The organism is Streptomyces niphimycinicus, from assembly GCF_018883605.1.
Lineage (GTDB): Bacteria > Actinomycetota > Actinomycetes > Streptomycetales > Streptomycetaceae > Streptomyces > Streptomyces niphimycinicus.
The window spans coordinates 1-1554 of sequence record NZ_JAHLEM010001043.1; the positions used below are offsets into that span (position 1 = coordinate 1).

Annotated in this window: 1 protein-coding gene and 1 pseudogene; both read left to right on the plus strand. The window is 69.8% G+C overall.

What is annotated here, in order from left to right:
* A pseudogene (locus KN815_RS47340) lies at positions 1 to 208 on the plus strand (flavodoxin-dependent (E)-4-hydroxy-3-methylbut-2-enyl-diphosphate synthase); the annotation flags it as partial.
* 22 nt (positions 209 to 230) lie between these two features.
* Positions 231 to 1554 (plus strand): 1-deoxy-D-xylulose-5-phosphate synthase (gene dxs / locus KN815_RS47345; protein ID WP_216347948.1); only part of this gene is annotated, 1324 nt, incomplete at its 3' end.

Below are 1554 nucleotides of genomic sequence, written 5' to 3' on the forward strand. Positions count from 1 at the left end.
GGTGAACGGCCCCGGTGAGGCGCGTGAGGCGGATCTGGGTGTCGCTTCGGGTAACGGCAAGGGGCAGATCTTCGTCAAGGGTGAGGTCATCAAGACGGTGCCGGAGTCGAAGATCGTGGAGACCCTGATCGACGAGGCCATGAACATCGCGCGGCGCATGGCGGACGAGGGGGTCCCGTCGGGCACCCCCGACGTCACCGTGGGCTGATACACCGAGGAGGGGAACCGACATGCCGTTGCTGGAGAACATCCGGGGCCCGCACGACCTCAAGGCGCTGACCGGTGCGGAACTGGACGTGCTCGCCCAGGAGATCAGGGAGTTCCTGATCGACGCGGTGGCCAGGACCGGAGGCCATCTGGGACCGAATCTCGGCGTGGTCGAGCTGTCCATAGCCCTGCACCGCGTCTTCGACTCGCCCGCCGATCGCATCCTGTGGGACACCGGGCACCAGTCCTACGTCCACAAACTGCTCACCGGCCGCCAGGACTTCTCCAAGCTCCGCCACAAGGGCGGACTGTCCGGCTATCCGTCACGGGCCGAATCCGAGCACGACATCATCGAGAACAGCCATGCCTCCACCGTGCTGGGCTGGGCCGACGGCCTCGCCAAGGCCAATGAGGTGCGCGGCGCCACCGACCATGTCGTCGCCGTCATCGGGGACGGGGCGCTGACCGGCGGGATGGCCTGGGAGGCGCTCAACAACATCGCCGCCGCCCGGGACCGTCCGCTGGTCATCGTCGTCAACGACAACGAGCGCTCCTACGCGCCGACCATCGGCGGGCTCGCCAACCACCTCGCCACCCTCCGCACCACCGACGGCTATGAGCGCTTCCTGGCCTGGGGCAAGGAGGTGCTCCAGCGCACCCCCGTGGTCGGCCAGCCGCTGTACGGCTCGCTGCACGGCGCCAAGAAGGGGTTCAAGGACGCCTTCGCACCGCAGGGCATGTTCGAGGACCTCGGGCTGAAGTACGTCGGCCCCATCGACGGCCATGACACCGAGGCGGTCGAATCGGCCCTGCGCCGCGCCAAGCGGTTCCACGGCCCGGTCCTCGTCCACTGCCTCACCGAGAAGGGGCGCGGCTACCGGCCCGCGCTGGAGGACGAGGCGGATCGTTTCCACACCGTCGCCGCGATGGATCCGCTCACCTGCGCGCCCCTCATCCCCTCCGGCGGCCGCTCATGGACCTCGGTGTTCGGGGAGGAGATGGTGCGGATCGGCGCCGAGCGGCCCGATGTGGTCGCCCTCACCGCCGCGATGCTGCACCCCGTGGGCCTCGCCGGGTTCGCCGAGGCGTATCCCGAGCGGGTGTGGGACGTCGGCATCGCCGAGCAGCACGGGGCGGTCTCGGCGGCCGGGCTCGCCACCGGCGGGCTCCACCCGGTCTTCGCCGTCTACGCCACCTTCCTGGGCCGCGCCTTCGACCAACTGCTCATGGATATCGCCCTGCACCGCTGCGGGGTGACCTTCGTCCTGGACCGGGCCGGTGTCACCGGCACCGACGGGCCGAGCCACAACGGCATGTGGGACATGTCCGTCCTCCAGGTGGTGCCCG